Origin of the sequence: Bacillus salitolerans, from assembly GCF_042680805.1 — a bacterium.
In the GTDB taxonomy this organism is placed as follows: Bacteria; Bacillota; Bacilli; order Bacillales; family SA4; genus Bacillus_CJ; species Bacillus_CJ salitolerans.
In genome coordinates this window covers 126,924-150,062 of sequence record NZ_JBHUEM010000009.1, presented here as the reverse complement: position 1 = coordinate 150,062, position 23,139 = coordinate 126,924, and the positions used below count along the sequence as shown (strand labels likewise).

Here is a 23,139-nt window from a genome sequence, read left to right as displayed (position 1 = left end):
TATATCAAAATAAGTAAAGGAGGAGAGTACAAATGGCGATTGGTCAAATCTCAGAAATGAGAAATGGAAAACGTGTCATAACAAAAAAGCCTGAGCTACTAGCTCCTGCTGGTAGCTTAGAAAAGCTGAAAATTGCCGTACGCTATGGTGCTGATGCTGTATTTATTGGTGGTCAGGAATACGGGTTACGATCCAATGCAGATAATTTTACATTTGAAGAAATGGCAGAAGGGGTTCGTTTTGCAAATGAATATGGGGCACGTATTTATGTAACAACGAACATTTATGCACATAATGAAAATATTGAAGGACTTGATGACTATTTAAGAGGAATTGAGGAAGCAGGTGTACACGGGATCATTGTTGCAGACCCTTTGATCATCGAGACGTGCCGAAGAGTTGCACCAAAGCTTGAAGTTCACTTAAGTACACAGCAGTCTTTAGCAAATTGGAAGGCTGTACAGTTTTGGAAAGAGGAAGGCCTTGAACGAGTGGTTCTTGCTCGTGAGACAAGCCATGAAGAAATTAAAGAGATGAAAGAAAAAGTAGATATCGAAATTGAAACTTTTATTCATGGAGCGATGTGTATTGCTTATTCAGGTCGTTGTACATTAAGCAATCATATGACAGCTCGTGATTCAAACCGCGGTGGCTGCTGTCAATCCTGTCGCTGGGATTATGACCTATACACCCTAGATGATCATAATCAGGAAAATGCGTTATTCAACGAGGAAGATGCACCATTTGCTATGAGTCCTAAGGATTTAAACCTTCTATTGTCTATCCCTAAAATGATTGAACTCGGAATTGATAGTTTAAAAATAGAAGGCAGAATGAAATCCATACACTATGTTGCGACAGTTGTAAGTGTATATCGAAAGGTTATTGACGCTTATTGCGAGGATCCTGAAAACTTTATGATAAAGCAGGAATGGGTCAAAGAGCTTGAAAAATGTGCAAATCGAGAAGCTGCACCAGCCTTTTATGAAGGAGTTCCTGGGTATAAAGAGCAAATGTATGGAAATCATAGCAAGAAAACCACCTATGAATTTGCAGGTCTTGTTCTTGACTTCGATATAAACTCAAATATGGTTACACTTCAACAACGAAATTATTTTAAACCTGGAGATGAAGTTGAATTTTTCGGTCCTGAAATACAAAATTTCACTCAAAAGATTGGAACGATTTGGGATGAACATGGAAATGAACTTGATGCGGCTAGACATCCTTTGCAAATCATAAAGTTTAAGGTAGACCGCCCCGTTTTCCCTTACAACATGATGCGGAAGGAGAATTAATAATGGGAGTTAAACCCATTGTGATTGGGATTGCAGGTGGATCAGGTTCAGGGAAAACGAGTGTCACAAAAGCCATTTATGAACATTTCAAAGGACACTCAATCCTAATGCTAGAACAAGATTATTATTACAAAGACCAGGCACATCTACCGATGGAGAAACGGTTACAAACAAACTATGATCATCCATTGGCTTTTGATAATGACCTTTTAATTGAGCATCTGGAACAGCTGCTTTCCTATAATACGATTCACAAACCAGTGTATGATTATAAATTGCATACACGCTCAAACGACAGTATTCAAGTTGAACCGAAAGACGTCATTATTTTAGAAGGAATTTTAGTCCTTGAAGATGAGCGTTTAAGAGAGCTTATGGATATTAAGTTATTTGTAGATACAGATGCAGATTTAAGAATTATCCGAAGAATGCTACGCGATATTAATGAACGTGGTCGTTCATTAGAATCTGTCATTGAACAATATGTTTCCATTGTTAGACCGATGCATAATCAGTTTATCGAGCCTACAAAGCGGTATGCGGACATTATTATCCCAGAAGGTGGCCATAATCATGTCGCAATTGATCTAATGGTGACGAAAATCCAAACAATTCTTGAAGAAAAATCCATTTTGTAATAGCATATATAAAGGTGGATTTATATAAGCAATTAGTTTAGGTAAGAAACAGAATACAAAAATGATTAGATAAGATGAATAGAGGCAATATCCAGTTGCTTCTATCCATTTTATTTTTTACATCCACAATTGGTTTTACTTTTTTATGTATTCTTGTCCGGCGAACATCATATGATAAGTCCATCAATCATTATTTTATTCTTACATATTTATTAGAAAATACTTTATCTTGCAAAACAAAATGCAAACATTCAGTTCCTCATGCTTATCGAGGATTGCTTGAATAATTAAGGAGTGAAGGTTATGTCAACAGAAAAAACATACCCAATGACGAAAGCGGGTAAAGAAAAACTGGAGCAAGAATTAGATCATTTAAAATCAGTAAAACGTAAAGAAGTAGTTGAGCGTATAAAAATAGCTCGTGGCTTTGGAGACTTATCCGAGAATTCTGAGTATGATGCAGCAAAAGATGAGCAGGCTTTTGTTGAAGGTAGAATTAGCTTGCTTGAAAATATGATCCGTAAAGCTGTAATCATCGAAGAATCTGTAGAAAATACAAACAATGTATCATTAGGTAAAACTGTGTCATTTAAGGAACTACCTAATGGTGAAGAAGAGACATATACAATTGTTGGTAGTGCAGAAGCTGATCCATTTGAAGGGAAAATTTCAAATGACTCTCCAATTGCAAGAAGTTTAATGGGTAAACAGGTTGGGGATGAAGTAACTGTTCAAACTCCAGGTGGAGATATGTTTGTTAAAATTACATCGATTAAGTAGTCATTAGTTTTACATTCACAATTTCTGGTCATTTTTGATTGGAATTATGAAAAGACCACTTATAAAAAACACGAGCCTCGTCGACAATGTTGACGAGGTGTTTTTATGATCTTAAAGAGAAGAGTACTAATTGTGGCAGCCATTGTCATGCTTTTATTGGCAGGTTTATTATATCGGTTAGCTGATATACAAATGATACATACAGAATCCTTTTCTTCAAAAAAAGTAAATCTAATCGAAGAGAGTGTTAGGCAACGTACACAAGTAATGATACTTGATCAAGGGCGTGGGAGATTTGTCGATCGTCATGGCGAAGCGTTAACCCATGATTACTTTCCTAGTCTCATACTGTTTCCATTCTTAAAGTATATAGATTGGCCAATAGAAGAGGTAGCGTCTATTTTAAAGATAAACGAGAACGTTTTAGTAGAGACGGTGAATTCTATTTCTGAACCAGTAGCATTTGGAAATCCGAAACCAATGCCTTTAACCGAACAGCAGATGACGATGATTAATGAGCTGAAGATTCCAGGTGTATTTGCTGTTTACAGGCAATCTAGAGTAGAGGATTTAGTGGCAGAGCACCTTATAGGAATTGTAAGGGAAAATAAGGATGAGGTATTGAAACGATACCCTGAAAAGGTAAAAGAGGAAAACTTGTCAGTTCATACTCCTGTAGGGATATTGGGTCTTCAAAAGGTATTTGACGAGTTTTTACTTCCAGAGGGGGAGTCCAAGCTTTTATATCACGTCGATAATAGGGGTGGACCTTTATTTGGTATTGATGTTAAATACACAGCTCCCGCAAATCCTTACTATCCTATCTCAGTACAAACAACAATAGATAAGAGAATGCAAGAAGCGTTTGAATCAATCGCTACTAAAAAGGGATTAACTAGAGGCGGAGTTATCGTATTAGATATTGATACGAATGAGGTTTTGGCAATGGTCAGTAAGCCAACGTTGAATCAAGTGGACCCATATTCTAACCTCGGGGCCTATAACTATTTATTAGAGACACAAATCCCAGGTTCTGTATTTAAGACTGTTATTGCAGCCGCTGCAATTGAACAGAATATTATCGAAAGTGAAAGACTATTTGATTGTGATTTGAATCTTTATGGCGAAAAAGATGAGAAGCATCAATTAGGAAAGCTCACTTTTGAAGATAGCTTTGCACAAAGCTGTAATTATACCTTTTCAACTCTTGCTAATGAATTAATGAAGGAGAATCCAACTATCATAGAGGAGTATGCTTCTAAGCTTGGTTTAGTGCAACCAGTAGGATGGGTTGGGGATGTTTTTCACTTTCAACAGTTTGAACAACTTCCGGTTAATAAAAAGGGGCAAATATGGAAGGAATCTTATGATAAAAGTGCACCGAAAGCTATTGCACAAACGGCAATTGGTCAAAAAGAAGTTAGGGTAACGCCATTAGCAGTTGCCAACATGATGGCAACAATAGCAAGGGGTGGCGAAAAAGAGCAAGTAAGAGTAGTGTCTAAAATACTTTATAAGAACGGTACGACTCTATTTAATTTTCCAAACCAGAGTTTAGATGGTGATACGGTTGCACCTTATACAGCTATGAAACTTCAACAGCTTTTAAGGAAGGTGGTTGAAGATGATAAAGGTACTGGCCGGAGGTTTCAAGCTCTTGAAACGGAAGTGTCTGGAAAATCAGGTACAGCCGAGACTGGTCGTGTGGATACTAATGGCAGACCTCTTGTGAATAAATGGTTTGCAGGCTATTTTCCATCATCTAAACCAAAATATGCAATGGTGGTTGTTGAACTCGAAGTTCTGGAATTCAATACCGTTGCAAATGATGTTTATTACGAGCTAGTTAAAGAGATGACAAGATTGAATTGAAAATCCACTTTATGGGGGCTTTCCTATTCCAATGGAAGCATTTTAGCTTTTGTCCTAATTTAATCTTTCATGAGTTGTCAGAATAATGCTAGAATATAAATAATCATGAATGAGGAGGACATAGCTGTGAGAATGGACTTTGAAGATCTTTACGAAGGACCACGTTATGAAAAGCGTGCAAAAAATCGACGATTCAACAAAATCCTAAATATAAGCATTTTTGTGGTTTTTTTAGGTATAATATTTTTTACATACCAGCTATTTTTTGGAGATAAACATGAACCAGCTCATAATGAAATAGGCTCAGAATCAACAATTGGGGATGAAACTTCCATAACTGACGAGGATGAGGATTCCGAAGTGGAATCGGAAGAAGAAAATTCGAATGAACATGTATCAGATGCAGTAGATGGTGAAGAGCAACCGACATCTGAGCAGGCAGAAACTAGTACTGTAAAAGAATCAACCACTAATGAAACAACGGAGCAAAACGAAATTTCCAACGAGATAAGTGAGGATCCGAACGTAGTTAACATCATTACCAATCCTACCTGGGAACCAATAGGGACGAAGCAAAGTGAGCCTCATACAGCCAATTATGATTCGACATCGCAAGATTGGAAGGAAATGATTCAAACAATTGAATATGCAACTGGATTAACGGAGCAAAACTGGATTCTTTGGAGATTAGGAAATGGTGGAAGTGATCAAGCTGCTATCGGGGTGGTATCCTCCAAGGATTCAAAGACCGTGTATCGTGTATTTTTAGAATGGAAAGCAAATAAGGGATGGAAACCAGTTAAACTGGAAGAACTTGGATCAGTTCCAGAAGAATTTACAAAGAAGAATACAACGAGTGATACTGATGCGAATTCAGAAAGTGAAGAATGATAAATAAAGGATGCCTCTTGGCATCCTTTGCTTGTAGAAAACCCTCAATGTTCGAAAGGAGTTCAAGTTCACAATCAAAGCTCATTAAAAAAAGCTATTAGGATCCTGCTCAAAGACATTTTGGAAGTCAAAGCGCCTCAAAATGTCTAAGAGAACCCCTCTCATGGAAATATTGTCGGATGTTCCCCCTATTTCTAGAATAATGAGGACAGCCACCGTTACTCTGTTAGAAAAAAAAGGCTGCCGAGACTTTCTCGACAGCCTGAGGATGCCTTTTGGTATCCTTTATTTTTGTTTAAAATGTACAACTGCCGTATAGGTAGGTAAATTCGTCTGAGGATGAAATACGGTATTGTGTGAAACATGATGAACCTGGAGAAGAATGGCGCGATTATGATCGATTTTTTCTTGTATTTGCTTTTCTAATGTCTTCAAATTTGTAGCCTCAAAAAATTCGATTTTATCTTCAATAAATTCAAGCTTAAAATCCATTTATGGCACTCCCTTATTTTCTCTTAACAGTATTGGTTATATCAAAAAATGTGTGAAAAAACAAATAAATTGTTGAGAGTATCTATTTATGTTAAATTAATAACAATTACATTTTTAATTCATAGTATATTTATAGGAATTGTAAGGAAAAGGAGTGGCATATGATGGGAAGAGAATTCCTGAATCTTTTTGAGCAATGGGCAGATCATTATGATGAATCAGTAAATGGTACTGACGAAGAATATCGTGATGTATTTAAGTATTATGAACAGATACTTGAGACAGTTACAGAGCGTTCTATTGGTCATGTACTAGAATTTGGAGTGGGTACGGGGAATTTAACACAAAAATTTATCGATAAAGGGTTTAATATATATGGAATAGAGCCATCCTCACCAATGAGAAAGCATGCGATAGACAAATTACCTAGCTCTGTCTCAATTGAAGATGGGGATTTTTTAGAGTTTACTTGGCCCAAAGAGCAGGTAAATACTATCGTTAGTACCTATGCCTTCCATCATCTAACAGATGAAGAAAAAGAAGTCGCTATTGCAAAGTATGGAAACTACCTTACGAAAGGTGATAAAATAGTGTTTGCGGATACCGTATTTGAATCAGAGGAAGCATATAAAGATATGGTAGAAAAATCTAAAAACAGAGGATTCCATAACCTTGCAGAGGATTTGTTGAGAGAGTACTATACGACAATCGATAAACTTGAAAAAATGTTTACTGACCATAATTTTTCGGTTCATTTTTCTCGTTGTAATGATTTTGTTTGGGTAATGGAGGCTGTGAAACAATAGAAGGTGAGGATTATTGTAATGAGAATAGCCATCATTGGAGCAATGGAAGAAGAAGTTCAAATCTTACGTAATACATTAGAAGAAAAGAATATCGAAACAATTGCAGGGTGTGAGTTTACACTAGGTACTCTAAATAACCAGGATGTTATTTTATTGAAATCGGGTATTGGTAAAGTGAATGCGGCGATGAGTACAACCATTTTGCTTGAACGCTTTAAGCCAGATTATGTCATCAATACAGGTTCAGCAGGAGGGTTTCATCATTCACTGAATGTTGGAGATGTTGTCATTTCATCTGAGGTACGTCACCATGATGTTGATGTAACGGCGTTTGGGTATGAATATGGGCAAGTTCCTGGACTACCTGCTGCCTATAAGGCAAGTGATATCTTACAAGATGCAGCCGTAAAGGCTGTCCATGCCCTAGATGATATACAAGTTGTCCAAGGAGTCATTGCAACAGGTGATTCTTTTATGCATGATCCAGAAAGAGTCGAGTTTGTACGTTCAAAACTCCCAGAATTGCATGCTGTGGAGATGGAGGCTGCTGCAGTTGCCCAGGTTTGTTTTCAATTTGGTGTTCCATTTGTTGTTATTCGCTCTTTATCTGATATTGCTGGAAAAGAATCGAATATTTCATTCGATCAATTTTTACAAAAGGCGGCCCTTCATTCTTCAGAAGTGGTTGTTTCCATGATTAAGCAGCTAAAGGAGAAAGCATAACATGGCTTTATATAAAAATGTCCATGAATTGATCGGAAATACACCACTTGTTGAGCTTACAAAATTTAATCTGCCTGAAGGTGTTCGTCTTTTTGCAAAGCTTGAATTTTTTAATCCAGGTGGAAGTGTAAAGGACCGACTTGGAATGGAACTTCTTCAACATGCTTTAGATACAGGTAAAGTAAGAGAAGGTGGAACAATTATTGAACCAACTGCAGGGAATACGGGAATTGGACTGGCTTTAGCTGCGATTGGTAGAAATATAAATGTGATGTTTTGTATACCTGAAAAGTTTAGTATGGAAAAGCAAGAGCTCATGAAGGCCCTCGGCGCTACAATTGTTCATACACCTACGAGTGAAGGAATGAAGGGGGCCATAAGAAAGGCACAGGAGCTTTTAGAGGAAATTCCTGGCTCGTATTGTCCGCAGCAATTTGGCAATCCTGCTAATCCAGAGACGTATTATAAAACACTGGGCCCGGAGCTTTGGAAGGATTTAAATGGTCATATAGATATTTTTGTCGCAGGTGCCGGAACGGGTGGAACCTTTATGGGGACGGCAAAATATTTAAAGGAAAAAAATCCTACAATAAAAACTGTGATTGTAGAACCAGAGGGCTCCATCCTAAATGGCGGAGAATCTGGTCCACATAAAACAGAAGGGATTGGAATGGAATTCCTGCCTGATTACATGGATCGTTCCTATTTTAATAGCATTCATACTGTACTCGATGTTGATGCTTTTGATCTTGTTAAAGAACTTGCTCAGCGGGAAGGATTATTAGTTGGTAGTTCTGCTGGTGCTGCACTTTATGCTTGTTTACAAGAGGCTAAACATGCAACACCAGGAACAAATATTGTTACGATTTTTGCTGATAGTAGTGAACGATATTTAAGTAAAAAAATATATGAAGGGGGTATTTAGTATGAAAAGAAAAACGAAATTAATACACGGTGGTATTTCAGGTGATCCACATACTGGAGCTGTATCAGTTCCGATTTATCAAGTAAGTACGTACAAACAGGAGGCTGTTGGGAAACATAGTGGATTTGAATATTCTCGTACAGGAAACCCAACAAGACATGCATTAGAAGAACTTATAAAAGACTTAGAGAACGGTGAAGCTGGTTTCGCATTTGGTTCTGGAATGGCTGCTATTACAGCCGTTATGATGCTTTTCAATAGCGGTGATCATATAGTGCTTACAGATGATGTGTACGGCGGTACATATCGAGTGATGACAAAGGTATTAAATCGACTAGGGATAGATTCTACTTTTGTTGACACCAGTGACTTAACTAATATTGAAAAGGCAATAAAGTCGAATACAAGAGCGATTTATATTGAAACGCCTACAAATCCTTTATTAAAAATAACAGATATTGAAGAAGCAAGTAAAATTGCAAAAAAACATAACCTATTAACAATTGTTGATAATACATTTAGTACACCTTACTGGCAAACGCCAATTTCTTTAGGTGCTGATATTGTTCTGCATAGTGCAACCAAATATATTGGTGGGCATAGTGATGTTGTTGCTGGCCTTGTTGTCGTAAATAGTAAACAGCTTGCTGAAGACTTGCATTTTGTTCAAAACTCTACTGGTGGTGTATTAGGACCACAGGATTCTTGGTTATTAATGCGAGGAATCAAGACACTGGGAATTCGCATGGAAGAAACTGAGGAAAACACGAATAAGATTATTGAATTTCTTCAAAAACATCCAATTGTTGAAAAAGTTTATTATCCAGGATTACCATCACATCCAAATCATGATATAGCTAAAAAGCAGGGCGCTGGCTTTGGAGGAATGGTATCATTTGATGTAGGAAGTGAAGAAAAAGCAGATCAACTATTATCTCGACTACGTTACTTTACTCTAGCTGAAAGCTTAGGCGCAGTTGAAAGCTTAATATCTGTACCTGCTAGAATGACACATGCGTCAATTCCAGCAGACAGGCGAAACGAATTAGGTATAACAGATGGTCTTATTCGAATTTCAGTAGGTCTTGAGGATGTAGAAGATCTCATTGAAGACTTAAAACAGGCACTTTCATAAAATGGGAAGGAAGCTCTCACTTGAGAGCTTCCTTTTTGGTTTTATTTACATAGAAGACATTGCCTTTCACTATGATAAAATAGATTGTAAGCTTCATAGATAGAAGGGACGTAACAAAATGAACCAACAACTTAAAACTATTCAAGATAAAATTGTTGATTATACAAGATTTGCTATGGTGTTATTAGCCGTCAGTGTATTTATGTTTATAGGAGTCATTGTTCCTAGTGAAGGAAAACAAGAGATCCAAACGTATACAATGATGGTTTCAACCATAATTTTTTTAGCAGCGGCACTCTTCTTTTTTCAAAAGGTTATTGGCTATAAAAGACAATTAGCTGAGATGGAAGATGGACAATAAAAAGACTAATTTCCACATGTGAAATTAGTCTTTTTATTATAAGTAAAGTATAAGTTTCTGGTGTTTAGTTTAGACAATGTTACGGCTAAATCCAGCTCAAGCGCCCAGCCACTCGAGGTCAAATAACCTGTCATGAATAAAAGGGAAAACCACCCTTTTTTCATGACAGACATTTGCTCTGCCTTAGTCTAAACGGGGTACTTTCGCCTTTTGTTCTTTATACGTTATTCCTGAATTAGTATACTTTTCAAAGAATCTTGCCATTTTTGATCGTCTAAAATAATTTGAAAAGAGATTCGTCTGTTTTTCTGAAGAGCCTCTTTAGAATCTCCCTCTACTAATGGTTTATATTCAGAATAGCCAGTCGCAGCTAAATATTGTGCATACTCTTTTGTGGCGAGCTTTGGGTTTGTATCTAATAAATATTTTACAACAGATACCGCTCGCTCTGTTGAAAGGGACCAGTTATCATACGGTACCGTATCAGTATGACCTTCAATTAAAATAATATAGAGATACTGATTAACCTCTGGATCTTCGAGTATTTGCAATATACCTTCACTTAATGAAGCTAATACTTTTTTCCCTTCTTCACTAACTTCTGAACTACCTGTGTCAAATAATATATCTCCTTCAATCGATATCGTATTATTTGGACCTCTGATAACTTTATCCTTCCCCACATTTTCTTCAAGTGTTTTTTCAATCAAATCAGAGATATGTTTTTTTACCTCTGCTACTTGTTCTAATTCCTGTTTCATTTCTGCTTGGTCATAGGCTTGGTAAATGGCTTGAATAAATGCAATAATGGCGATAAAAAGCATGACCAGTACGATCATCGCCATCATGTCTGTAAAAGAGGGCCAGTAATAATCATGTTGTCCTTCATCCTCTAGTAATCTACGTCTATTGTGTCTACTCATAGTTCACCTACTCATGAATCCTTGCCTGGATTGCATTTCGTTTTGGAATAGAAGTAGCATATTGCTGCTCTTCATACATACGTAATAGGATTTGATACACTTCAGTTAAGTATTGTTGAATTTGGCCAATTTCATGTTTGGATCTTTCAGAGGCGAGCTCAATTGTACGTATTAACTCGCGATTATCGTTTTGAAGTGGTGATTGCCTGTTTCTAGCATGCTCCATCTTATCGATTACATCTCTTCGGAGTCTTTCAACAACATCATGCCATGCCTTTTCTAATTGGTGTACAGAAGTCTGAAAATCCTGGGCTGCATGATAATATTGTGATTGTTTATCTTGAAGACTATAATTCCATTCTTCTTGTTTTTGATATAGTCTTCGTTCCATTTCCTCCTGTTTAGCAAACCCTCGATTCATTTGTTCTTCTAAACCTTTTAAGAATAAGTTGCTGATTTCAGCTGTTTTGTTTGAAGAATCTCGTAAAATTTGATCAGACCTCTGTAACATCTGCTCGTATCTCTTCTGTCCAGCCTCTTGCTTTTCAATTGAGCTTTGCAATTGTTTCTCGATTGTTTTAATCGTTTGTTGCAAAGTTTGTAACTCACTATCAACACCTGCTCGAACTTGTAAGAGTGACTCAATAGATGTTGATAATTCCAGGCTAAATTCCTTCAATGTAGAGGTACTAGTAGAAAAGGTATTTGTTGCTTCTTCCTGTTTGATGACCATATTATTTAATCCTTCACAAATTGACAGTAATTCTCCTGTTAGGTTCACCATTTTCCCTGCAAATTGCTCAACAGACTTTTGAAAGGCGTCTTGGACTTTGTCTGAAAAACGATCAAGTATTTTTTCAAGTGTATCTTTTGGTTTTTGATCTTTTATTAAGGAAGCCACTTTGTGATCTAATAAGCTTTCTGTCTCAGCTAAAATACTAGATTGATAATAGGAAATCGATGTGCCACCAGAAAGAAACCCAGTCTGAAATAAATTTAAAAGAAGTGCACTAGCAATTCCAGCGATACTAGTCACAAATGCTAAACTCATTCCTTGAAAAGGGGAAGAAATCGCTGAAACAATCGAACTCATTGAAATGTCAGCAGTAGATGTTCCAATAGTGGATAAGGTTTGTTGCATTGAAAACATGGATAATGTTAAACCAAGAAATGTCCCGAGTATTCCACAAATAATACAAGCAACCGGAAGTAATTGTTGCATTCTTACAACATTTCCAACTGGTGTTTTAAAAAAACCAAACAGACGTATAGGCTCATTCATAAAATGTTTATCTACAAGTGAAATAGTATTCATGGATTCGTGTTGAATCTCTTTATATTTCCTATACTCCTCTACAACCCTGTTGATCCATGTTACAGAACTGCTTCCTAATTCACTTGTTTCGAGTCGTATTAACTCTTGTTGCCACCCCTTCAATGTAAATAGCATTTGGAAGTGGCTAATCACACCGAAAATAGCTATAAATCCAATAACAAAAAGTATGATGACTGATGGTTCCATATTTGTCCCCCCTTAGTAATTTGTATGGGGAATGACAAGAGTTATTGCCTATTTTTTTTAGTAAATAAATTTTTTTCCAAAAAGAGGTTTACAAACATATTATTGTTGGATATAATTACCTTTGTGATAAAAATTAACCAAAGGAGGTCGAGTGAAATGATTTATATTGTAAAAGATCAAGCAACTAAATATATGATTCAAAACTGTTCGACCTACATGGAATTGGTTAATAAGTAATTAGTATGTTATTAACATCCACAGGCGAATAGTTCCCTGTGGATTTATTATGTCTTTTTTAAGTTGACCGCAGGGGTTATTATCCTGTGGTTTTTTTGTGCCTAATTTTCACTTAAAGGAGGTGATATTTTATGACAATCAATCTTTTATTTCTAACCGTTACGTTTACTAAAAGAAATTACTCTATGGATGATCTAAAAACAGAAATGGCCATTAAAAAGATTTCAGATCGTATTACAGATCGAAAATGTTCGATGTACCATGTTATCTAAAATAGCCTTTCACTTTTTATCTTTCCTAACGGAGAGGAAGGGGGAAGCCAAGTGTCAATATTTCATATTTTTTTGTTTGCATTTTTTTCGAAAAAAAACAATCGGTTATCAATAAATAGACGAAGTCGAGAGTACATCCATGAAAAGAGTAATATAAATCATGAGCAAAACATCCAGACTTATATTTATAAAATGACCCTCATGTAATAATGATCATGAATATTTTAAGCATAAAGAAGGTGAAGAATAATGACCATAAATATTTTATTTTTCTCTATTTCTATTCAAAAGAGGAAATTTTCAAATGATGAAGTAAAAAGAGAACAAACTGTTCAAAATATCACAAATAAAATTAGAGATCGTAAGTGTGAAATGCATCGATTCATGTAAATAAAAAGAAGGAGGTTAGGATCATGATGTTCATTAAGAAGAAGAATGTGTTGATTGCTTGGTTATGTGTGGAGAAAGATTCCACCTAACAAATTTCATATATTATAGGAGGAATTAGTATGTTATCATTTAATATTTTCTTGTTTTCTTTTTTTGTAAAGAAAAAAAATAAAGAATTAACCTATGAACAGTACCAAAGCCGATTATCTTTCAACAAATTGCTTGAACAAGCAAATGATAATCGATTCAAAATACAACGTTATTTATAAGAAAAGAGCCTCAAAACTTGAGGCTCTTGTTTTTATTTGAAAGTGGAATTGTTCTGGAAATGCTATTACACATTCAAATCAACCGCCCGAGGATACTAGTTTGAATTAAGAACGTCTACGCTCCTTTTCAGCCCTGTAGAATTCGTGGAACATTTTCATCAGTGCACGTTTTTCGATTCTTGATACGTAGCTCCTCGAAATCCCAAGCTCTTTCGCGATTTCTCTTTGGGTTTTTTCCTTCTGAAGTTCTAAACCAAATCTACCTGTAATAACCTCTCGTTCCCGGTCATCTAAAATATCTATATATTCCTTAATTTTTTCTAATTCCATATTTAATTGGATTGTTTCAATAACATCTTCTGACTCTGACTTCAATACATCAATCAAAGAGATTTCATTTCCTTCTTTGTCTTGCCCAATTGGATCATGCAGGGAAACATCCTTTTTTGTTTTTTTTAACGCACGTAAATGCATGAGAATTTCGTTTTCGATACATCTTGCTGCATAAGTTGCTAATTTTGTGCCTTTTCCATACGAATAGCTCTCAATTGCTTTAATCAACCCAATTGTTCCGATGGAAATAAGGTCTTCTGAATCCTCCCCTGTATTTTCAAACTTTTTGACGATATGTGCAACTAAACGCAAGTTATGTTCGATTAACATGTTACGTGCATGTTCATCTCCTTCTGCCATTCGTTTTAAGTATTTTTGCTCGTCACTGGCAGACAAAGGCTGTGGAAATGCATTGTTCTTTACGTATGAAACAAACAATACGAACTCTTTTACAAGATACCCTAATGCAGCTAGCATCCCAGTCATTTCCGTTCACCTCCATTAATTATGTAGGCACGTGCCTATTACATACCTATGTAAAGATGAGCTTGTTTTTGTCTGTACATGAAAAAAAAGTGGACTTATTAGAACATTGCTTTTACAAATACAAAGAGCTAGATTAATACTGCCTTAATATTCACGTGCTATATTTGTCGTAATTCATGGAGAATTGTAGATTTAGGGGGCATAGAAGATGAAGAAAAAGAAACTCAAACAAAACATAGTAATTAAAAAGAACAACAATAAAATAAGCCCAGAAAATAAATGGATGGGAAAGCTTAGCTTAAGAACAAGATTACTATGTTTATTTTTCCTCCTGTTAATGATTTCTGTAGTTAGTGTTGGATTTAGCTCTTACTTCCAAGCAAAGGAAACAACTTTGACGACTTTTGAGAATCGTTTAAAGCGGGAAGCAGAGGTCATGTCCTATATGACGAAAAATTTAAAATTTGTATATGTCAGTGATGAAGACTACTTTAAGCAGCAGCTTGAAGGTACAGTTCGGTCCCAAAAAAAACAACTGGAAAAAGACGGAATCTCCGCAGAGTTTTTTTACATAAAAAACAATGAGGTTATACCTTTTCAAGTGAGTGAAAAGATGAACTACAGCTTTTCTAATGATCAGAAAGAACAAATAAGTAAGTTGAAATCAGGTGTATTCCATACAACATTAAATGATGAACAATATACACTATCCATTCAATTTATGGAGGAGCTTGGTGGAATATATGTTCTAGCAGCGTCTACCGAATCTTTTATGAAACCTATTACAAAAATGGCTCACTTTACAGTAATTGTGATTATTAGCAGCTTAGCTATTTCAACCATCTTTATTACCATTTTCGTGCAGAGTTTAACGAAACCATTAACTATATTACGTAATGTTATGAGAGAAGTAAGGGAAGGGAATTTAAACAAAAGCATTCAAATCAAGACATCCATTCCGGAAATTAATTCATTAAATAAAAGCTTCAATATGATGATTGAACAAATGAAAACTGTCATACATGAATTAAATGATACAACGACTGAATTAGAAATGAGGGGTGGAGAATTAAGTTCTTCTTCAGAAGATGCCCTAAGAGTAAGTCGGCAATTAATTGAGGCAATCCAAGTTGTAAAAGTAGGGGCAGAACAAACTGCTAGCAGTTCAGATAGTAGTGTCCATAGTTTTCATGCAATGAAGGATCAAATTACAAGTATGATGGGATATATGATAACAGTCTTTCAAAGCTCAGCTGATATGAATAAATCAGCCTGTAACGGAGAAAAACATATGTCAGAATTAATTGATACCATCCACTCTTTTGAAAAAGACTTTGATCATTTGGCAAACACCATTCAGCATGTAAAGACGCACTCTGATACTATTAGTAGTGTAGTAGGCCTTATTCAAGGGATTGCTGAACAAACGAAGCTATTAGCTTTAAATGCTACAATTGAAGCAGCAAGAGCGGGAGAAGCAGGGAAAGGGTTTGCAGTAGTAGCAAATGAAGTAAGAAAATTAGCAGAACAATCAACTAGTGCAACAATCAATATAACTCAGTCAATATCAGTCATGGAGAACATTACAAATCAAGCAACGAAAGAGTTTAATCTTATGCTCTCAAAAATAAGAACAAATTTAGTAACAGCAAACGAGTCAAAGGATTCCTTTGATGGGTTAATGACAGAAATTGGAACAGTAACAGAGAAATTATCTCAAATGCAACTAGAACTTAAGAGCCTAGAAGAGATTCTGCCAAAACTTGAAGAGTCTACTGTAAGTTTTTCATCCATTTCACAGGAAACATTAGCAAGCACAGAGGAAATGCTGTCTACCAGTGATGAACAGATTATTCAAATGGAAAACACACATAAAGTTGGACAGCACTTAACAGTCCTTTCAGAAACACTTTCAACTTTGACGAAGCGATTCAAATTAGAGTAGAAATAATTTACAGCAAAAACTAAACGAATGTCCTATACACATTTATCCTATTCTCATAAGCTATTAAGAATAAACTTCTGACTAAAGGAGGATATTATATGGCTTATTATGGATACGGACCATATCCCACTTATGGCTATCCAGGATATGCAGGTGCTCCGTACGGCGGATTTGGATGGGGATATGCGTTAATAGTAGTACTGCTCATCTTGCTCTTAGTAGGCGGTGGATACTATTATTATAATTATCGTAGATAGAAAGGCTTATGCTCTTTGGGCATAGGTCTTTTTGTTGCTTAAGATACAAGTAAATACGTCATTAGTGGATGTCATATAATGCTGAAAAACAGGCTTTAGTAACAAGTGAGCTCTTTATAATTACATATAAATATTATGAATTGTCGATCAGAGACATTTAGCTCGAGAAACGATATACTAAAACTATATAAGATAAGGGGGAAAATGATGAATACATATAATCCTGTTTGGAATTTGGATACCATCTTCAAAGGTGGAAGTGAATCTTCAGAATTTCTTAGCTATGTTCAGAATCTAGAGCTAAATTTACAAAACCTAAATGAAAAGCTAGAATCGTTCCAGTCATCAGAGCTTTCAACTTTATTACAAGCGGTTCAAGAGGTAATGAAACAAGTAAAAGAAGCCAGTGCATTTGTATCTTGTTTACAAGCTCAAGATGTTACTGATAAAAAGGCGGGAGAATGGAGAGGCAAAATAACCACTCTTTTTGCACGTTTTCAAACGCTACTAACAAAGCTGGATGAGCATCTACTTTCAATAGAAGATCAAGAATGGCGTTCTCTGCTTGATCAAAATGAATTACGTGAATTGACCTTCGTCTTAAATGAAAGAAAGGAAAGAGCTGCTGAAAAATTATCATTAGAACTTGAGTCCTTGATATTAGATTTAGGTGTTGATGGATATCATGGTTGGTCACAAATGTATGATACAATTACAGGTAAAATATCGATTCCATATGAGGAAAATGGGGAAGTAGAGCAGTTATCTATTGGACAAGCTGCAAATAAAATGAGCCACCCTGATCGAAATGTAAGACAAACCATTTTTAGTGAATGGGAAAAAGCTTGGGAAGAAAGTGGGGATCTCATTTCTCATACACTGAATCATCTTGCTGGCTTCCGTCTTAGTACATATAAATCAAGAGGATGGGATGAAGTATTAAAGGAACCATTGTTCATTAATCGAATGCAAAAAGAGACGCTAGATACAATGTGGGCTGTAATCGAAAAACATAAGCCAACATTTGTAGAATTTTTAAATAAAAAGGCAAAGCTTCTAAATATAGATCAAATGAGTTGGTATGACTTAGATGCACCTATTGCAACAGCAACTAGTACCGTTTCTTATCAAGAAGGGGCAGATTTCATTTTAAAACAGTTTGCAAGATTTGGTCCAAAGATGACAGAGTTCTCTAGGAAAGCATTTGATGAGAGTTGGATTGAAGCAGAAGACCGGAAAGGTAAACGACCTGGGGGATTCTGTACGAGCTTCCCTGAAAAAAAAGAATCCCGAATATTTATGACCTATTCTGGAACAGCCTCTAATATTTCAACACTGGCTCATGAATTAGGTCATGCTTTCCATCAACATGTTATGAATGACTTAGACCAGTTAAATCAACGATACGCAATGAATGTCGCTGAAACAGCTTCGACCTTTGCTGAGATGATTGTAGCAGATGCAGCAGTTAAGAATGCAGAATCTGAGGAAGAAAAGCTTGCATTACTTGAAGATAAAATTCAGCGTAGTGTTGCATTATTTATGAATATTCATGCGCGTTTCTTATTTGAAACTTCATTTTATGAGGAGCGTAAAAAAGGAACAGTTAGCCAAGCGCGCTTAAATGAACTAATGGAAAACGCTCAAAAGGAAGCATATCACCATTCATTAAGTGAATATCACCCAACATTTTGGGCATCAAAGCTACATTTCCATATCACCGGAGTTCCTTTTTATAATTTCCCATATACATTTGGTTACCTTTTCTCACTAGGAATTTATGCAAGGGCTTTAGAGGTAGGGAGTGAATTTGAGGAACAATATATTTCCTTACTTCGTGATACGGGTAGAATGACAGTAGAAGAACTTGCTCAGAAACATCTAGGTGTAGACTTAACTAAGCCTGACTTCTGGGAGAAGGCGATTGGTTTATCTATTCAAGATGTACATGATTTTTTAGAAATGACAAAATAATAGTGGAAAAGCACTAGCTTTGCTAGTGTTTTTTCAATGAATAAGAAATGATAAGTTTTTGATAGTATCTTATTACGATGTGCTTAGTAATCTGGCTCTAGCGCTAAGCCAAGATGAAATCGCGACGATCTTTGCCATTTCATCTTACTCGAGATCAGATACAGTGAAACTTCCATCAGTGAATTTTTCTGATGGTGAACCAATCGGATTCTACTGGCAGTTTTGTTTTTTACTGCCAGTTGGAGTAGGATAACCCTAAATGAGTAAATGGAAAAAGACGCCTTTTTGTTCGTAAACTATTAAAGCTAATCATTTGTGGATAACTGAGTGATGTGGATAGTAATCCGGCTCTAACGCACAGCCCGACTGAGGTCAAATAACCTGTAGAATAATTGGGAAAGATCGCCCTTTTCTTCAATACAGAACATTCGATCTGCCAGAGGCTAACCAGGTGCCCTTAGCCTTTAGTTCTTTACCTTTAGTTTATATGACATCCGCAAGTGGAAAGCTAACAAAAAATTGATTATTCAATATTGGGGAGGAAAATAATTGAAAAAACATTTATACCGATTGTTTATAGAATTAACAAATAGACCCTTTATATCGAAGCAATTAGAACGATTTGCGAAATCTTCGAAGAGCCGATTTATTATAGGTTCATTTGTTCGGACTTACAATATACGCCTAGATGAAATGGAAAAACCCCTACATGAGTATCATTCGCTACATGATCTATTTACTAGGAAATTAAAGGGAAATGTACGTTCGATTGAATTGGGTGAAAGTGTACTAGTTAGTCCAGTTGATGCTGTATTAGAAGAATATGGTGAAATACATGAAGACCAGACATTTCTTGTTAAAGGGAAGAATTATTTTATATCAGAAATGCTAGTACATGAAGAAAAAATCGATAAATATGTGGGCGGATCATTTATGATTCTATATTTAAGCCCTAGTCACTATCACAGAATACATGCTCCTATTACAGGGCGCATTACAGAGCAGTGGTCGCTTGGCACATCCTCTTATCCTGTTAACAGACTTGGAGTCAAATATGGGAAAAGTCCGTTTACTAAAAACTATCGTGTCATTTCTGAAATTAATCATAACGGTGTACATGTAGCCGTTGTAAAAGTTGGAGCTATGTTTGTAAATGGAATTGAGTTAATTCATAAAGGAGAGGAAATTAAAAAGGGTGAGGAGATAGGGTATTTTTCTTTCGGTTCAACCATCATCCTGTTGTTTGAAAAAGGTTCCTTCACCATAAATCCATCAGTTAAAAGGAAAATGGAACTTAAAGTCGGTGAAAAATTGGGTACATTAAAAGAGGCCATACGTAGTTAGTATGACCTCTATTTATTGCTTTAAAAAGTTTGATCAACAAACTACATTCACGCCTTTTACAAGAGCAAATAAAAAAACAATCATTATTATAAGAATAGCTGCTTAAATTTGAAGGAAAACCAACATTTTGATTGATTATTTTTCAAAGTGCTTAGTTTATCTATTCCAAAGTATTTAACCTTGAATAATATATCGTCCCCAACCTTTTATTATTATTTCCTTACTGTCTGGTTCAATTGCTTCTTCCTCGTCAAGTTTATATATCTTTTTATTAAGTTCATCAATACCTTCCCATTGCGAAAAACACTCTGAACATTGTAAGAATAGATTCTCTTTTCTTGTTCCTTTTACAATCTCTATCCAACCTTGGTCACATACAAAACACCATTTGACCTTAAACTCATACCAATTCGCCAAAGGGATTATCCCTCCTCTTTTATAAAGCTGTTCCTAATGCACTTTTAAACCCACCCGATAATTGAAGTATAATTTTATCACATATACCATAACAGTTCTTTTGGCATTTTCTTTCCCTTTTTATATTGTTTATCAATTACTATCCAATTTTGCTTTTCCTTTTTTAATGTAAGAACTACATTCATGCCATCAGCCTTCTTATAAAGAATATACCCATAATCATCTTTAATAAATGTCACTGGATCAATTACATTCTTATAAGGTGGCTTTATTTCTGGATTTAATATATCTTCAACGATATCTATAACAATTTCCGAAAGTGACTGAAAGCTTTTCTTTTTCTCAGATTGAAAAAGAAGTTGACCATAAGAATATACTTTAAATGATTTTATATTCAAGTCAAATGTTTTTTTAATATCGGTGATAGACTTTTGATAGAAGTCTTCAACTTTTCTTTCCCAATGATCCCCTTCATGTTTATAGTCTATAGCTTTCACTCCAAAAGGACTTACATTGAATGTTATTGATTCTTTACCATGTGGAGGTCCATGTGCATGTTCAAAGGTATTAACTTGAACTGTAATTACAAAGCTATATCCACCTTCACTTTCTCTAATAATTTCGATAATTTTAGCATCATATAAGCCATACTGTTTTCTTTCTCCATAATAGCTTATCACTGCTTCTTCAATATAGGGTTCAAGCGTTGTCAATAACGAATCATAAACGAGGTTATAATCTGGTTCATTTACACCTGCTTTTATATCTTTAGGCTGTGCATGGAATAGTAATAGAATTATAAATACACCTAATAGAGATTTATTCATTTTCTGACCTACCTAAAATAAACTTTAGGCTTAATCTTCCCAAATAGTAATAAAAGATTGTACCCAATGTCATAAAACATCTGCATGCTTCTTGCACTATCCGACCTGATAAAAACAAAATGACCAGCCGCAGCTGATCAATTTTTTATTCAAAAATCGCCCCCGTTACTTTAAGTGTAATTCTTCACAATCTAATGAATTATTTTCTCTTATATTCTTGGGAAAAAGCATAAGAAGAAAACAAATGAAATAAGTAATACATGAAGCAATAAACCAAGCAAAGATTCCAGGTGTAAACATTAAGTACAAACTGATTGGCAAAGACCAAATAAATGCGATTAACATAAGATATTTTTTATTCATGAAAGAAGAAATGATAGCTAAACAAGCTGGGAGGAATAACATAACAAATGTATTACCTGCCACATCTTCAGAACTTGAAGCTGTATAAGGATTATAAAAAACTAGAACAATCCACAAAACAATACTGAATAAACCAGCGATTACTCCTAAAGTTAATCCGGTTATTCTCAATTTCAACTCCCCCTTTAATTTATTTTACCATAAATCCCCAAACCTTCTTTAAGTAAACTGACCCTATACATTAAGAACATTTCTTCACATACCGTATCGGCATTTACAAATTTTCATAAATAAAAATCACCTTATATCTAGGAAGATAGAGGTGATTTTTTAACAATTATTATATAAATAATCGAAATTTATTTGAAATGGTCAATGTTAATTTTAAAACTACACTATTTTTTAAGATCAAAATACACTGTTCTTTAGTAATCCAGCCCCAGCGACAAGTTACTGATAGTCAAATTCCTTGGAGAGAAAAAGAGACCCTTTTTCTCTTCAAGGAGCGTGGCCCTAGTTCCTATTGTTCTTGGGATTGTTCTTTTTTCTTTTCAAGTTCATTTTTCACACTTTTATCCCAAAGTGGAACCCCACTATTATAGGCTGCACGTGCAATCATATGCCCTGCGACGGGCAAAGTAAGTAAGATAAAAATAATCCCGAGTATTAACGAACTGCTTAGCTCTGATTTGAAATAGAGAAAGTATATAAAAGTTCCTAGTAAGATACTAGCAACTCCCAAAGTTGCCCCTTTTGATGCAGCATGAGAGCGTGTATATACATCAGGTAATCGTATTAAGCCAATTGAAGTCGAGAAAATAAAAAAGGTGCCAAAAAGGATCAAGAAGCAAATCACTATCGCTATGAACCAATCAAGAATGGTGACGGTCATGATCAATAATCACACCCTTTTCAATAAATTTTGCAACTGCAATTGTTCCAATAAACGCTAGAATTCCAATAAGCAGAATTACTTCATTAAAAAAAGTAGTTTCCAATTGGATAGCGATTAATGAAGCCATTGCAATTAAGTTTATTCCAATGCTGTCAAGAGCAATAGCACGATCAGGATTACTTGGACCTTTAATTGTCCGAATAAGTAATAGAATAACTGAAAAGGATATGACAACAAGGGAAATAAGAACAGAGTACTTAATCAAAGTGAATAAAAGATCCTCCACTACCTTGTCACCTCCATGATTGCCTTTTCAAAGGAATTCTTTATTGAAAGTATAACCTCATCTTTATCCCGAATATCCATCGCATGGACATAAATAGTTGTATAATCGTCTGAAACGGAAATCGACAGTGTTCCAGGAGTTAACGTAATAAGATTTGCTAGCAGTGTAATTTCCCAGTTAGATTTTAAATCTGTTGGGATTGCAATTATTCCAGGCTGTATATCGATGTTCCGTCTATAAACAACCTTGACGACCTCAAGGTTTGATAAGACGAGCTCCCTTAAGAATATAAGAATAAGTTTTATTATCGCCCATACCTTTCGAAAATAAAAAGTACCAGGAACATAGCGATTGAATATATAAAGTAATATAGATCCAACGAGAAAACCTAGAATAAAGTAATTAAATGTAAATTTTTCTAAGAGAACCATCCATATAATAGCAATCAAAATATTCAACAATAACTGAAAAGACATAA

At 35.4% G+C, this 23,139-nt stretch carries 28 protein-coding genes; 18 read left to right on the top strand and 10 right to left on the bottom strand.

Annotated features, from left to right (window positions below):
• Positions 1 to 32: 32 nt before the first annotated feature.
• The 5 genes from ACFSCX_RS08880 (at position 33) to ACFSCX_RS08860 (ending at position 5,479) form a co-directional block, all read left to right on the top strand.
• Positions 33 to 1,298 carry a peptidase U32 family protein gene (locus ACFSCX_RS08880; RefSeq protein ID WP_377927842.1) on the top strand — a complete coding sequence of 422 codons (1,266 nt, stop codon included), beginning with the start codon at positions 33 to 35 and terminating at the stop codon, positions 1,296 to 1,298.
• Positions 1,299 to 1,300: 2 nt separating this feature from the next.
• Positions 1,301 to 1,936: a uridine kinase gene (udk, locus tag ACFSCX_RS08875; RefSeq protein WP_377927841.1), complete on the top strand. Its 636-nt coding sequence runs from the start codon at positions 1,301 to 1,303 to the stop codon at positions 1,934 to 1,936.
• Positions 1,937 to 2,239: 303 nt separating this feature from the next.
• A complete protein-coding gene (gene greA / locus ACFSCX_RS08870; protein ID WP_377927840.1) occupies positions 2,240 to 2,716 on the top strand; it encodes a transcription elongation factor GreA in 477 nt (158 codons plus the stop codon).
• Between the two features lie 105 nt (positions 2,717 to 2,821).
• On the top strand, positions 2,822 to 4,588 hold the full coding sequence (locus ACFSCX_RS08865; protein WP_377927839.1) for a peptidoglycan D,D-transpeptidase FtsI family protein: 1,767 nt from the start codon (positions 2,822 to 2,824) through the stop codon (positions 4,586 to 4,588).
• Between the two features lie 132 nt (positions 4,589 to 4,720).
• Positions 4,721 to 5,479, top strand: a complete 759-nt coding sequence (locus tag ACFSCX_RS08860; protein ID WP_377927871.1) for a YrrS family protein — start codon at positions 4,721 to 4,723, stop codon at positions 5,477 to 5,479.
• 285 nt (positions 5,480 to 5,764) lie between these two features.
• Here ACFSCX_RS08860 and ACFSCX_RS08855 read toward each other — a convergent pair whose 3' ends face one another.
• Positions 5,765 to 5,971 (bottom strand): DUF2536 family protein, encoded by a 207-nt coding sequence (locus ACFSCX_RS08855; RefSeq protein WP_377927838.1) that lies wholly within the window; start codon positions 5,969 to 5,971, stop codon positions 5,765 to 5,767.
• 164 nt (positions 5,972 to 6,135) lie between these two features.
• Here ACFSCX_RS08855 and ACFSCX_RS08850 point away from each other — a divergent pair, with 164 nt between their 5' ends.
• From ACFSCX_RS08850 to ACFSCX_RS08830, 5 genes are all read left to right on the top strand, one after another.
• Positions 6,136 to 6,777 carry a class I SAM-dependent DNA methyltransferase gene (locus tag ACFSCX_RS08850; protein ID WP_377927837.1) on the top strand — a complete coding sequence of 214 codons (642 nt, stop codon included), beginning with the start codon at positions 6,136 to 6,138 and terminating at the stop codon, positions 6,775 to 6,777.
• Between the two features lie 18 nt (positions 6,778 to 6,795).
• Positions 6,796 to 7,500 (top strand): 5'-methylthioadenosine/S-adenosylhomocysteine nucleosidase, encoded by a 705-nt coding sequence (gene mtnN / locus ACFSCX_RS08845; RefSeq protein ID WP_377927836.1) that lies wholly within the window; start codon positions 6,796 to 6,798, stop codon positions 7,498 to 7,500.
• 1 nt (position 7,501) lies between these two features.
• Complete coding sequence (locus ACFSCX_RS08840; protein WP_377927835.1) at positions 7,502 to 8,425, top strand: PLP-dependent cysteine synthase family protein; 924 nt, start codon at positions 7,502 to 7,504, stop codon at positions 8,423 to 8,425.
• 1 nt (position 8,426) lies between these two features.
• Entirely contained in the window at positions 8,427 to 9,560 is a 1,134-nt protein-coding gene (locus ACFSCX_RS08835) for a bifunctional cystathionine gamma-lyase/homocysteine desulfhydrase (protein ID WP_377927834.1), read from the top strand.
• Positions 9,561 to 9,678: 118 nt separating this feature from the next.
• Entirely contained in the window at positions 9,679 to 9,921 is a 243-nt protein-coding gene (locus tag ACFSCX_RS08830) for a YrhC family protein (protein WP_377927833.1), read from the top strand.
• A gap of 224 nt (positions 9,922 to 10,145) precedes the next feature.
• On the opposite strand, the gene ACFSCX_RS08825 is transcribed toward ACFSCX_RS08830, so the two are convergent.
• Complete coding sequence (locus ACFSCX_RS08825) at positions 10,146 to 10,844, bottom strand: OmpA/MotB family protein (RefSeq protein ID WP_377927832.1); 699 nt, start codon at positions 10,842 to 10,844, stop codon at positions 10,146 to 10,148.
• A gap of 7 nt (positions 10,845 to 10,851) precedes the next feature.
• Entirely contained in the window at positions 10,852 to 12,366 is a 1,515-nt protein-coding gene (locus ACFSCX_RS08820) for a hypothetical protein (RefSeq protein ID WP_377927831.1), read from the bottom strand.
• Between the two features lie 368 nt (positions 12,367 to 12,734).
• Here ACFSCX_RS08820 and ACFSCX_RS08815 point away from each other — a divergent pair, with 368 nt between their 5' ends.
• The 3 genes from ACFSCX_RS08815 (at position 12,735) to ACFSCX_RS08805 (ending at position 13,534) form a co-directional block, all read left to right on the top strand.
• Positions 12,735 to 12,875 carry a YrzI family small protein gene (locus tag ACFSCX_RS08815; RefSeq protein ID WP_377927830.1) on the top strand — a complete coding sequence of 47 codons (141 nt, stop codon included), beginning with the start codon at positions 12,735 to 12,737 and terminating at the stop codon, positions 12,873 to 12,875.
• A 249-nt stretch (positions 12,876 to 13,124) separates the two neighbouring features.
• Positions 13,125 to 13,265 carry a YrzI family small protein gene (locus ACFSCX_RS08810; protein WP_377927829.1) on the top strand — a complete coding sequence of 47 codons (141 nt, stop codon included), beginning with the start codon at positions 13,125 to 13,127 and terminating at the stop codon, positions 13,263 to 13,265.
• A gap of 119 nt (positions 13,266 to 13,384) precedes the next feature.
• The gene (locus ACFSCX_RS08805; RefSeq protein WP_377927828.1) at positions 13,385 to 13,534 is read left to right on the top strand and encodes a hypothetical protein; all 150 of its coding nucleotides are present in this window, start codon (positions 13,385 to 13,387) and stop codon (positions 13,532 to 13,534) included.
• Positions 13,535 to 13,639: 105 nt separating this feature from the next.
• Here the strand turns inward: ACFSCX_RS08805 and sigK are convergent, their stop codons facing one another.
• Positions 13,640 to 14,353, bottom strand: a complete 714-nt coding sequence (gene sigK, locus ACFSCX_RS08800; protein ID WP_377927827.1) for an RNA polymerase sporulation sigma factor SigK — start codon at positions 14,351 to 14,353, stop codon at positions 13,640 to 13,642.
• A 208-nt stretch (positions 14,354 to 14,561) separates the two neighbouring features.
• Here sigK and ACFSCX_RS08795 point away from each other — a divergent pair, with 208 nt between their 5' ends.
• The 5 genes from ACFSCX_RS08795 (at position 14,562) to ACFSCX_RS08775 (ending at position 19,873) form a co-directional block, all read left to right on the top strand.
• Positions 14,562 to 16,298: a methyl-accepting chemotaxis protein gene (locus ACFSCX_RS08795; RefSeq protein WP_377927826.1), complete on the top strand. Its 1,737-nt coding sequence runs from the start codon at positions 14,562 to 14,564 to the stop codon at positions 16,296 to 16,298.
• A gap of 98 nt (positions 16,299 to 16,396) precedes the next feature.
• Complete coding sequence (locus ACFSCX_RS08790) at positions 16,397 to 16,555, top strand: hypothetical protein (RefSeq protein WP_377927825.1); 159 nt, start codon at positions 16,397 to 16,399, stop codon at positions 16,553 to 16,555.
• Positions 16,556 to 16,762: 207 nt separating this feature from the next.
• The gene (locus ACFSCX_RS08785; RefSeq protein WP_377927824.1) at positions 16,763 to 18,529 is read left to right on the top strand and encodes a M3 family oligoendopeptidase; all 1,767 of its coding nucleotides are present in this window, start codon (positions 16,763 to 16,765) and stop codon (positions 18,527 to 18,529) included.
• Positions 18,530 to 18,587: 58 nt separating this feature from the next.
• Positions 18,588 to 18,782, top strand: coding sequence for a hypothetical protein (locus ACFSCX_RS08780; protein WP_377927823.1), 195 nt, complete (start codon positions 18,588 to 18,590; stop codon positions 18,780 to 18,782).
• Positions 18,783 to 19,078: 296 nt separating this feature from the next.
• On the top strand, positions 19,079 to 19,873 hold the full coding sequence (locus ACFSCX_RS08775) for a phosphatidylserine decarboxylase (protein WP_377927822.1): 795 nt from the start codon (positions 19,079 to 19,081) through the stop codon (positions 19,871 to 19,873).
• Positions 19,874 to 20,047: 174 nt separating this feature from the next.
• On the opposite strand, the gene ACFSCX_RS08770 is transcribed toward ACFSCX_RS08775, so the two are convergent.
• The 6 genes from ACFSCX_RS08770 to ACFSCX_RS08745 form a co-directional block, all read right to left on the bottom strand.
• Complete coding sequence (locus ACFSCX_RS08770) at positions 20,048 to 20,290, bottom strand: hypothetical protein (protein WP_377927821.1); 243 nt, start codon at positions 20,288 to 20,290, stop codon at positions 20,048 to 20,050.
• Positions 20,291 to 20,367: 77 nt separating this feature from the next.
• On the bottom strand, positions 20,368 to 21,117 hold the full coding sequence (locus ACFSCX_RS08765) for a DUF3888 domain-containing protein (RefSeq protein ID WP_377927820.1): 750 nt from the start codon (positions 21,115 to 21,117) through the stop codon (positions 20,368 to 20,370).
• Positions 21,118 to 21,282: 165 nt separating this feature from the next.
• On the bottom strand, positions 21,283 to 21,651 hold the full coding sequence (locus ACFSCX_RS08760; RefSeq protein WP_377927819.1) for a hypothetical protein: 369 nt from the start codon (positions 21,649 to 21,651) through the stop codon (positions 21,283 to 21,285).
• Positions 21,652 to 22,000: 349 nt separating this feature from the next.
• Positions 22,001 to 22,372 (bottom strand): monovalent cation/H(+) antiporter subunit G, encoded by a 372-nt coding sequence (mnhG, locus tag ACFSCX_RS08755; RefSeq protein WP_377927818.1) that lies wholly within the window; start codon positions 22,370 to 22,372, stop codon positions 22,001 to 22,003.
• Complete coding sequence (locus ACFSCX_RS08750; RefSeq protein WP_377927816.1) at positions 22,353 to 22,661, bottom strand: Na(+)/H(+) antiporter subunit F1; 309 nt, start codon at positions 22,659 to 22,661, stop codon at positions 22,353 to 22,355. The genes mnhG and ACFSCX_RS08750 overlap by 20 nt, the downstream gene beginning before the upstream one ends.
• Complete coding sequence (locus ACFSCX_RS08745) at positions 22,661 to 23,137, bottom strand: Na+/H+ antiporter subunit E (RefSeq protein WP_377927815.1); 477 nt, start codon at positions 23,135 to 23,137, stop codon at positions 22,661 to 22,663. Before ACFSCX_RS08745 ends, ACFSCX_RS08750 begins: the two co-directional genes overlap by 1 nt.
• Between the last annotated feature and the right edge of the window lie 2 nt (positions 23,138 to 23,139).

What these genes read in the sequence shown, in the direction of transcription:
- ACFSCX_RS08880 (WP_377927842.1), top strand. Translation starts at nt 33, where the DNA reads ATGGCGATTGGTCAAATCTCAGAAATGAGAAATGGAAAACGTGTCATA.
- udk (WP_377927841.1), top strand. Translation starts at nt 1,301, where the DNA reads ATGGGAGTTAAACCCATTGTGATTGGGATTGCAGGTGGATCAGGTTCA.
- greA (WP_377927840.1), top strand. Translation starts at nt 2,240, where the DNA reads ATGTCAACAGAAAAAACATACCCAATGACGAAAGCGGGTAAAGAAAAA.
- ACFSCX_RS08865 (WP_377927839.1), top strand. Translation starts at nt 2,822, where the DNA reads ATGATCTTAAAGAGAAGAGTACTAATTGTGGCAGCCATTGTCATGCTT.
- ACFSCX_RS08860 (WP_377927871.1), top strand. Translation starts at nt 4,721, where the DNA reads ATGGACTTTGAAGATCTTTACGAAGGACCACGTTATGAAAAGCGTGCA.
- ACFSCX_RS08855 (WP_377927838.1), bottom strand. Translation starts at nt 5,971, where the DNA reads ATGGATTTTAAGCTTGAATTTATTGAAGATAAAATCGAATTTTTTGAG.
- ACFSCX_RS08850 (WP_377927837.1), top strand. Translation starts at nt 6,136, where the DNA reads ATGGGAAGAGAATTCCTGAATCTTTTTGAGCAATGGGCAGATCATTAT.
- mtnN (WP_377927836.1), top strand. Translation starts at nt 6,796, where the DNA reads ATGAGAATAGCCATCATTGGAGCAATGGAAGAAGAAGTTCAAATCTTA.
- ACFSCX_RS08840 (WP_377927835.1), top strand. Translation starts at nt 7,502, where the DNA reads ATGGCTTTATATAAAAATGTCCATGAATTGATCGGAAATACACCACTT.
- ACFSCX_RS08835 (WP_377927834.1), top strand. Translation starts at nt 8,427, where the DNA reads ATGAAAAGAAAAACGAAATTAATACACGGTGGTATTTCAGGTGATCCA.
- ACFSCX_RS08830 (WP_377927833.1), top strand. Translation starts at nt 9,679, where the DNA reads ATGAACCAACAACTTAAAACTATTCAAGATAAAATTGTTGATTATACA.
- ACFSCX_RS08825 (WP_377927832.1), bottom strand. Translation starts at nt 10,844, where the DNA reads ATGAGTAGACACAATAGACGTAGATTACTAGAGGATGAAGGACAACAT.
- ACFSCX_RS08820 (WP_377927831.1), bottom strand. Translation starts at nt 12,366, where the DNA reads ATGGAACCATCAGTCATCATACTTTTTGTTATTGGATTTATAGCTATT.
- ACFSCX_RS08815 (WP_377927830.1), top strand. Translation starts at nt 12,735, where the DNA reads ATGACAATCAATCTTTTATTTCTAACCGTTACGTTTACTAAAAGAAAT.
- ACFSCX_RS08810 (WP_377927829.1), top strand. Translation starts at nt 13,125, where the DNA reads ATGACCATAAATATTTTATTTTTCTCTATTTCTATTCAAAAGAGGAAA.
- ACFSCX_RS08805 (WP_377927828.1), top strand. Translation starts at nt 13,385, where the DNA reads ATGTTATCATTTAATATTTTCTTGTTTTCTTTTTTTGTAAAGAAAAAA.
- sigK (WP_377927827.1), bottom strand. Translation starts at nt 14,353, where the DNA reads ATGACTGGGATGCTAGCTGCATTAGGGTATCTTGTAAAAGAGTTCGTA.
- ACFSCX_RS08795 (WP_377927826.1), top strand. Translation starts at nt 14,562, where the DNA reads ATGAAGAAAAAGAAACTCAAACAAAACATAGTAATTAAAAAGAACAAC.
- ACFSCX_RS08790 (WP_377927825.1), top strand. Translation starts at nt 16,397, where the DNA reads ATGGCTTATTATGGATACGGACCATATCCCACTTATGGCTATCCAGGA.
- ACFSCX_RS08785 (WP_377927824.1), top strand. Translation starts at nt 16,763, where the DNA reads ATGAATACATATAATCCTGTTTGGAATTTGGATACCATCTTCAAAGGT.
- ACFSCX_RS08765 (WP_377927820.1), bottom strand. Translation starts at nt 21,117, where the DNA reads ATGAATAAATCTCTATTAGGTGTATTTATAATTCTATTACTATTCCAT.
- mnhG (WP_377927818.1), bottom strand. Translation starts at nt 22,372, where the DNA reads ATGACCGTCACCATTCTTGATTGGTTCATAGCGATAGTGATTTGCTTC.
- ACFSCX_RS08745 (WP_377927815.1), bottom strand. Translation starts at nt 23,137, where the DNA reads ATGTCTTTTCAGTTATTGTTGAATATTTTGATTGCTATTATATGGATG.